This window comes from Corallococcus sp. CA054B, assembly GCF_003611625.1.
Classification (GTDB): domain Bacteria; phylum Myxococcota; class Myxococcia; order Myxococcales; family Myxococcaceae; genus Corallococcus; species Corallococcus coralloides.
Genome location: NZ_RAVY01000135.1, coordinates 18,861 through 27,194, shown reverse-complemented (window position 1 = coordinate 27,194; position 8,334 = coordinate 18,861). Strand labels below are relative to the sequence as shown.

Below are 8,334 nucleotides of genomic sequence, written 5' to 3'. Positions count from 1 at the left end.
GTTCAGCGCCGGGGCGCCGATCATGCCCATGACGCCTCCCAGCACGCCCTCCAGGCCTCCGCTCTTGAGGATGTAGCCGTCCGCGCCGGAGTTCTTCACCTTCGCTTCCAGCTCCTGCTCGGAGATGTCCGAGTAGAGGACGAGCTTGGAGGTGACGCCCTTCACCGTGCGGAGGTACTCGACGACGTCGTCGCCGAACATCTCCGGCATGTTCACGTCCATGAGGATGAGCGCGAACGGGCCCTCGGTGAGCTTCTGGTTGAGCGTAGCCAGGTCCGGCGCGCCAATGGCCTCGTAGCCGGCGGCCGTCAGGGCCCGGACGGTGAGCTCCAGAAGCATCGGGCTGTCGTCAATGACCAGTACGCGGGACATCGTCCTCCTCAGGGGCTGCCAGCGCACAACCCTACACCTTTGGGTCACGATGGACCATCGAAACGGAGAGCAGGCGGCCGGTCCGGCATTGGACGAAGGACCCTTGACCCCCTTTCTCCCGGTCTTGGATACTTCGCTGCCTTGACCCCGAACTCCTCCCCCCTCCAACGCGCCTTGCGCATGGCGCCAGACCGTACGGTGGCCGCCCAGGCCCGGCCGGAGCAGGAATTCTTCTGCTTCCGCGTGGGCGAGCTGCGCTTCGGCGTCCCCAGTGAGAACGTGCTCGAGGTGCTGCGCGCCGGGCTGCTCACGCCGCTGCCGCGCACGCCGTCCTTCATCCTGGGCGTCACCGGCCACCGCGGCCAGGTGCTGCCCGTGGTGGACCTGCTGCGCTTCCTCAGCAAGGGCGAGGCGCGCATCGGTCCGCGCACCCGCATCTTCGTGGGCGTCAGCGGCAGCTACGTGTCCGGCGTGGTGGCGGACACGGTGCTTGGCCTGCGCCGCATCCCCGTGGCGGACATCCTGCCGCCGCCCCTGGGCGGGGATCAGGCCGCGGAGCACCTGTTGGGCGTGGTGCAGGGTTCTGGGCCGGCGGATGGCCTGAACCTGCTCAACTTCTCCAAGCTCCTGCAGACGGCCCGTCAGCGCGCGGTGGTGCGATGAGCGGCAACGTCCTGCTGGATGAGGAAGCCCCCGGCCTGGACGCGGATCCGGACCGGGCCGTGGGAGAGGTGGACGTCCTCTTCTTCCAGATTGGTGATTCGGAGTACGGCACGGACGCGTCGTCCGTGCTGCGCATCGACCGGGCGCTCCCGGACGACCTGACCGTGCGCGAGCTGGGCCTGCCCCACAAGGGCCACCGCGCGCTCGTGTTCGACACCCCCGAGGGCGAGGGCCACCTGAAGGTGGACGCCGTCAACGGGGTTCGCACCATCCCGCTCGCCGGGCTGCGCCGCATGCCGGCCGCCGCCGCGGCGGCTTCGTATGCGGTGGGCGTCTGCCTCGACCTGGATGAAGGGGCGGGCCGTCCCGTGTTGCTCATTGATTTGGCGGAAACCTTGAAGACGCAAGGAAGGCACTGACAAACATGTCCCTGGAGAGCCCCAACGAGAAGCCCGCGAAGTCTCGCGGCGCGAGGAAGTCCCCGGGCGCGAAGGCCGGCGCGGAATCCGTCATCGCCAACACGGTGACGGATCCGTTCAAGCCCTTCACCGACACGTTGATGTCGGTGCTGTCCGGCAACCTGAACGCGCGCGTGCCGCAGGACCGCGTGCAGGCGGACACCACCGGCTTCGGCCACCTGCTCAACCAGGTGCTGGAGCAGTTCTCCTCCGCCGAACACCGCAAGCAGGTGGCGGCGCAGGAGATCGATCAGGCGCTCGACTCGCTCATCATCCTGGTGCGTGAAGGCGACCTGTCGCGCTGGAACACGTCCACCGAAGACCCCCAGCTCGGGCCCCTGCTGGAGGGCTTCGGCAAGGTCATCGAGACGCTGCGCATCTTCGTGCGGGAGATCAACGAGGCCGCGCTGCGGCTGTCGTCCTCCGCCAACCAGGTGCTGGCGGCGTCCACGCAGCACGAGACGTCCTCCACCGAGCAGGCCGCGGCCATCCACGAGACGACCGCGACCATGGAGGAGCTGAAGCACGCGTCCGCGCAGATCGCGGAGAACGCGGGCAGCGTGGCGCGCGTGGCGGAGGAGACGCTGGGCGCGGCCCGCGCGGGCCGTGGCGCCATTGGCGAGTTCATCCAGGCCATGCAGCAGATCCGCAGCGACGGCGTCGCGGTGGCGGACTCCATCTCCAAGCTGTCCAAGCGCGTGGAGCGCATTGGCACGGTGGTGGAGGTCATCGACGAGATCGCGGACCGCTCCGACCTCCTGGCGCTCAACGCGGCGCTGGAAGGCAGCCGCGCGGGTGAGGCGGGCAAGGGCTTCTCCATCGTCGCGGCGGAGATGCGCCGCCTGGCGGAGAACGTCCTGGAGTCCACCAAGGAGATCAAGAACCTGATCACCGAGATCCGCGAGGCCACGCAGGCCGCCGCGGGCGCCGCGGACGCGTCCAAGCACGCCACGGAGTCCGGCGAGAAGCTGGGCGCGGTGGCGGCGCAGGCGGTGGAGGGCATCCTCGCCGGCGTGCAGGAGACGAGCGACGCGGCCCGGGTCATCAACCTGGCGACGCAGCAGCAGCGCACGGCCACCGAGCAGGTGGTGGCGTCCATGGCGGAGATCGAGGACGTGACGCGCCAGACGACGCAGGCGTCGAAGCAGGCCACCGGGGCGGCCGCCGAACTCACCCAGCTCGCGGGCCGGCTCGCGGAGCTCATCAAGCGGTTCAAGGCCGACTAGTCGTTCTCCTGAGGGGAGAAATGGGTCGAGGGGCGCGCATAGCGCCCTGACGCCCGCGACCCATGGACACCGAGGCCCTCAAGAAATCCCTCCTGAAGAAGTTCCAGGAGGTCACGGCCGACCGACTCCAGAAGATCCAGCTGGGAGTCATCGACCTGGAGAAGGAGACCGCGGAGCAGGCCGCGGACGACGTCGCGCGCGAACTGCACACGATGAAGGGCGAGGCCCGCATGTTGGGCCTGGCCGCCATCGGGCAGCTCGCGCACGCCGCCGAGGACGTCCTGCGCGCCGAGCGCGAAGGCAAGACGGCCACCGAGACGGCCACGGACGTCATGCTCCGTGCCTGCGACGTGCTGTCGGACCTCATCGAGGACCTGGACGCGGCCCACACCGGCACGTCCGTCACCGAGGAGATGGTGAAGGCGTTGTCGGAGGTGTCCGGCCACCCCGTGCCCGCGCTGGGCCCGGTGCGCAAGCCCGCCGCCTCCGCCGCCCAGCCTCCGCCCGCCGCGCCGCCCAAGCCCGCGGTGCAGGCGCCGGTAGCACCTCCCGCCGCGGTGGTGCAGGCCCCCGCGCCGGCGCAGGCCGCGCCCCGTGTGGCGGAGCCTGTCGCCGTGGCCGCTCCGGCCGCGAAGGAGGAGGAGGCTCCGAACGCCGCGAAGAGCAACTCCATCGCGGACCGCAGCATCCGCGTGAACGTGGAGGTGCTGGACTCGCTGGGCCTGCTCGCTGGCGACCTGCTGGTGGAGAGCGCGCGCGGCCGGCTTCGCAGCACGGAGACGGCGCAGCTCTTCGAGCGCTTCAGCCGCCTGGGCGACCGCTTCCTGCGCATCTCCGAGGACGTGGATGTCCCGGATGACATCCACAAGGAGCTGGAGCGCGCGGAGGCGGACCTGCACATGCTGCGCGACGACGCGTTCCGCTTCGTGCGCCGCAACGGGGACGGCATCAACACGCTGCACGGCAACCTGGCCCAGCTGGCGGACCACGTGGCCGAGGCGCGCCTGGTGCCGCTGTCCACCGTGTTCGACGCGTTCCCTCGCGCGGTGCGCGACATCGCGAAGACGCAGAACAAGGAAGTGGACCTGGTCATCGAGAACGCCGACATCGGCGTGGACCGGTCCATGCTGGCCGACGTGCGCGACGCGCTGGTGCACCTCTTGCGCAACGCGGTGGACCACGGCCTGGAGTCAGCGGACTTCCGCCAGCAGATGGGCAAGCCCGCCCAGGGCCGCATCCGCATCCGCGTGCGCGTGGACGGCGACATGCTCCACATCGAGGTGGAGGACGACGGCCGCGGCATGGACACCGAGCGGCTCAAGCAGGTGGCCATCAACAAGCGCCTGCTGTCGCCGGTGCAGGCCGCCGCGCTGTCGGAGCGCGAGGCCATCGAGCTCATCTTCCGCCCCGGCTTCTCCACGCGCGAACAGGTCAGTGAGCTGTCCGGCCGCGGCGTGGGCATGGACGTGGTGAAGCGCAAGGTGGAGACGCTGGGCGGGTCCGTGGGCGTGCAGAGCCGCCAGGGCCGCGGCACCACCATCACGCTGCGCCTGCCTCAGTCCCTGGCCCTCATGAAGGTGCTGCTGGTGCGCCTGGGCGACGACGTCTACGGCATGCCCGCCGCGGACGTGGTGGCCGTCATGCGCATCAAGCCGGATGACCGCATGGAAGTGTTCGGCACGCTGGCGGTGCGGCACCGGGGCAAGCCCACGGCGCTCGTGGCGCTGGGGCCGCTCTTGGGCCTCAACGGCGGCAACCGCTTCGACAAGCCCCCCGCGGTGGTGGTGCGCCACGGCGACGACTACGCCGCGCTGGTGGTGGACGGCTTCGTGGACGAGCGCGAGGTGGCGGTGAAGCCCTGCGGCGGCGAGTTCCTCAAGGGCGCGCCGTTCATCGCGGGCACGGCGGCGCTGGAGGACGGGCGCATCGCGGTGCTGCTGCACGTGCCGGACATCATGACGGAGGTGCGCCGCATGGCCCGCCCCGTCACCCAGGCGCCCGCCAGCCGCCGGCTGCGCGTGCTGCTGGTGGACGACTCGCCCATCGCGCGTGCGACGGAAGGCGCGCTCGTCAAGGCGCTGGGCCACTCCGTGGAGGAGGCCCAGGACGGCGAGGAGGCGTACGTGAAGGTGCAGACGAACACGTACGACCTCATCCTCACGGACGTGCAGATGCCGAAGCTGGACGGCTTCTCCCTCACGCGGCGGCTGAAGGGCACGCCCGCCGTGGCGCGCATCCCGGTCATCATCCTGTCGTCGCTCGCGTCGCCGGAGGACAAGCGGCGCGGCCTGGATGCGGGCGCGGATGCGTACCTGGTGAAGGGCGAGCTGGGGGTGGAGATCCTTGCGCAGTCCATCGATCGGCTGACCTGAGGAGCCTCTCGTGGGCGGCAGCACGGCGGTGATGGGACTGGCGTTCCGGGTGCTCCTGGTGGGGAGGGGCCTGCGCGCGCTCGTGCGCGGGCTCTTCGAGGGCGAGTCGCTGGTCGCCGTGGGCCCACCAGAGGCGGACTTCGTGGGCGCGGAAGCGGTGGTGCGCAGGCACTTCCCGGACGTGCTGCTGGTGGACCTGGTGTCCGCGGAGGCGCTCAACGCCATTGAGCGCATCATGGCCCAGCGCCCCACGCCCATCCTCGCGCTGCACCCGGGCGTGCTCACCGGCCAGCAGGCGTTCCAGGCGCTGGCCCTGGGCGCGCTGGACGTGATGGACCGGCCCATGACGCCGGGGCCGGACTTCTGGCACGCGGTGAACCGCAAGCTGGTGATGCTGGCGCAGGTGAAGGGGGTGCGCTCGCCGCCTTCCTCGTCGAAAGCAAAGCAGCCGGTGCAGGAAGGGCCCACCGCGCCGTTCCCCCTGGTCGCGCTGGCTGCCTCGCTGGGCGGGCCGAAGGCCGTCGCGACGGTGCTGCGGATGATTCCGCGCGGCTTCCCCGCGCCCATCGCCTACTGTCAACACATCAGCCAGGGCTTCACGGAAGGCCTGGCGCACTGGCTGTCCACGGAGACGGCGCTGCGCGTCGTCGAGGCGACGCATGACGCGTGGATGGAGCCGGGCACGGTGTACATCGCCCCTTCGGGAGGACATCTGCTGGTGAAGCCGGACGGCCGTCTGGAACTGGATACAGGACCTGCCCTGCGGGGCTTCCGCCCCTCGTGTGACATGCTGCTCACTTCGGCCGGGGAGTCTTTCGGCAAGAGGTGCATTGGCGTCATCCTGACGGGCATGGGCCGAGACGGCGCCAGGGGGCTGAAGGAGATTCGCGAGCGGGGCGGGCGCACCATCGCGCAGGACGAGGCCACGTGCGTCGTCTACGGCATGCCTCGCGAAGCCGTGCTCCTGGGCGCGGCGCAGCAGGTGCTGCCGCTGGACACCATCGCGCCGACGCTCGTGCAGTGGGTGGACGCGTGCTGAACGTGGGCAACAAGGTGCTCCAGCAGCTGTCCGCGCTCCTCCTGGAACGCGCGGGGCTGAAGATCACCCTGGATGGCTACCACAGCCTGCGGCTCGCCCTGTCCACGCGCATGCCCGTGCTGGGGCTGAGCGACCCGGAGAAGTACCTGCAGAAGCTGACGAGCGCGAGCGGCGAGGAGGAGCTGCGCGCGCTCCTGCCGCTGGTGACGGTGGGGCACACGGAGTTCTTCCGCGACGCGAAGCAGTTCCGCGCGCTGGAGCAGAGCGTACTGCCGGAGCTGCTCGCGCGGGCCCGGCGCGAGATGCGCAAGGTGTCCATCTGGTCCGCGGGCTGCGCCACCGGCGAGGAGCCCTACAGCCTGGCGCTGGTGATGGCGGAGCTGGGCGCGCTCGCGGTGGAGGTGGACCTGTGGGCCACCGACCTGAACCTGGCCGCGGTGGAGGCCGCGCGGCAGGGGCGCTTCACCACGCGTCGCGCGATGGCCATTGGACCGGAGCGGCTCAAGCGCTTCTTCCGGCCCGTGGAGGACGGCTACGAGGCGTCGCCCATCCTGCGCGAGTACATCCGCTTCGATGGCCAGAACCTGGCCGCGCCGGTGTTCGACAAGGTGGCGCCCGGGTCGCTGGATCTCATCCTCTGCCGCAACGTCATCATCTACTTCGACCTGCCCACCATCCGCGGGCTGATGGACCGCTTCCTCGCGGCGCTGCGTCCGGGCGGGCTGCTCTTCCTGGGGTACTCGGAGAGCCTGTTCAAGGTCTATGACCGCTTCGAGATGATCGAAGTGGACGGCGCGTTCGTGTACCGGCGCCCTCTGGGCGAGCGCCCCCGTCCGCCTCCGCCGCTGGCGCCCCTGGCGGCGGAGCCCCGGCCGGGCAGCCCCGAGTCCTTCGCCGTGGAGCTGCGCCAGCGGATGCAGACCAACGCGGAGACCGCGGCGAGGCTGCGCGCGGGGGGCCTGGCCGACGCGGCGAGTGCCAAGGCTCCGGACGCGCCCGTGCGCAGGCCCACCCTGGAGATACCCGCGTTGGGCGCGCTGGGACGCCGCACCGGGGAGTTCCCCGCGGTCCGGACGGAACCGACGCGCACCGGAGAGTTCCCCGCCATCAAGCTGGATCCGTCCCGGCCCGTGGAGCCTCCGCGCCGGACCGCGACGACCGGTTCCTTCGCGGCGGTGCGCGTGGAGCCGCCCGCGTCCCAGCCCCTGGCGGAAGCGCCGCCCGCGCGCCCCAGCGGTTCGTGGCCGCAGCTGCTGCCGCCCGCGGAGCGCTTGAACATGGCCGTGCGGAAGATGGGGCAGGGTGACTTCCCCGCCGCCATCGACGGCGTGAAGCGCCTGCTGGTGGATGAGCCCTCCGACCTGGACGCGCTCCTGACGCTGGGCAACCTGTACTCGCTCACCGGCCGCATCGACGAGGCGCGCGACACCTTCGGTCAGGCGCTCCAGCGCGAGCCGCTGTGCGTGGAGGCGCGCGTCTTTGGCGGGGTGGCGGCGATGCAGGCGGGGAGCCTGGCCGAGGCGCGCTCCGAGCTGTCCAAGGCCCTGTTCCTGGAGCCTACGCTGGCCATTGGCCACTACCTGCTGGCCCAGGTGCAGGAGCGCACGCAGGACTTCGAGGCGGCCCGGCGCAGCTACCGCAACGCCGTCGCGCAGCTGAAGTATCCGCAGCGCCCGTTGGCGGGGCACTACCCGGAGATGCTCGACTCCGCGGAGTCCATCTCCCGCGCGGCCCGCTATGCGCTGGCCGCGCTGGAGGAGCAGCCGGGCTGAATCACCCAGCCCGGCGGAACGACGTCAGTCCAGGTTGCCCTTCACCTGATCCAGGCTCTTGGACGGATCCAGCACCGCGCCGAACTTCTTCTGGATGTACGTCTTGGCCTGGTTGCGCAGCAGCATGCCGGGGTCGGTGCCCTCGCCAGAGATGGCCTTGTCCGTGATGACAAAGCTGGCGTCCAGGTTGATGCCCATCACCTTGCCGACGAGCTTCGCGCCTTCCTCGCCCTGCCAGTCGGACTTCACGCCGTACTTGGAGCCCCAGTACTGCAGGAGCTGCTCGACGCGCTTCTTGACCTCGTCCTTGGGAAGGTTGTGGGGGACCTCGAACTTCATCGTGCCCATGGCTGACTCCTGAGTTCATTCCGCGAAAGCGGGTGCGTCCGTCCGGTTTAGTGACCCCGGGCCGGAAAGTGAACCGCCGTCTTC

The 8,334-nt window shown here is 70.5% G+C and carries 8 protein-coding genes; 6 read left to right on the top strand and 2 right to left on the bottom strand.

Annotated elements, in window-relative coordinates; all coding sequences use genetic code 11:
* The coding region (locus D7V80_RS27800; protein WP_147447231.1) for a response regulator at nt 1–372 on the bottom strand (372 nt) is incomplete at its 3' end.
* A 180-nt stretch (nt 373–552) separates the two neighbouring features.
* On the opposite strand from D7V80_RS27800, the gene D7V80_RS27795 reads away from it, so the two are divergent.
* The 6 genes from D7V80_RS27795 to D7V80_RS27770 all read left to right on the top strand — a co-directional run bounded on the left by D7V80_RS27795 (nt 553) and on the right by D7V80_RS27770 (nt 7,902).
* The gene (locus D7V80_RS27795; protein WP_120591028.1) at nt 553–1,035 is read left to right on the top strand and encodes a chemotaxis protein CheW; all 483 of its coding nucleotides are present in this window, start codon (nt 553–555) and stop codon (nt 1,033–1,035) included.
* A complete protein-coding gene (locus tag D7V80_RS27790) occupies nt 1,032–1,454 on the top strand; it encodes a Frizzy aggregation protein FrzB (protein WP_233585776.1) in 423 nt (140 codons plus the stop codon). Before D7V80_RS27795 ends, D7V80_RS27790 begins: the two co-directional genes overlap by 4 nt.
* Before the next feature lie 5 nt (nt 1,455–1,459).
* On the top strand, nt 1,460–2,719 hold the full coding sequence (locus D7V80_RS27785) for a methyl-accepting chemotaxis protein (protein ID WP_120591027.1): 1,260 nt from the start codon (nt 1,460–1,462) through the stop codon (nt 2,717–2,719).
* Nucleotides 2,720–2,781: 62 nt separating this feature from the next.
* Nucleotides 2,782–5,091, top strand: coding sequence for a hybrid sensor histidine kinase/response regulator (locus D7V80_RS27780; protein ID WP_120591026.1), 2,310 nt, complete (start codon nt 2,782–2,784; stop codon nt 5,089–5,091).
* Nucleotides 5,092–5,128: 37 nt separating this feature from the next.
* Nucleotides 5,129–6,130: a chemotaxis protein CheB gene (locus tag D7V80_RS27775; RefSeq protein WP_120591032.1), complete on the top strand. Its 1,002-nt coding sequence runs from the start codon at nt 5,129–5,131 to the stop codon at nt 6,128–6,130.
* Nucleotides 6,124–7,902, top strand: coding sequence for a protein-glutamate O-methyltransferase (locus D7V80_RS27770; protein WP_120591031.1), 1,779 nt, complete (start codon nt 6,124–6,126; stop codon nt 7,900–7,902). Before D7V80_RS27775 ends, D7V80_RS27770 begins: the two co-directional genes overlap by 7 nt.
* A gap of 24 nt (nt 7,903–7,926) precedes the next feature.
* Here D7V80_RS27770 and D7V80_RS27765 read toward each other — a convergent pair whose 3' ends face one another.
* The gene (locus D7V80_RS27765) at nt 7,927–8,250 is read right to left on the bottom strand and encodes a polyhydroxyalkanoic acid system family protein (RefSeq protein ID WP_014396650.1); all 324 of its coding nucleotides are present in this window, start codon (nt 8,248–8,250) and stop codon (nt 7,927–7,929) included.
* Nucleotides 8,251–8,334 lie beyond the last annotated feature (84 nt).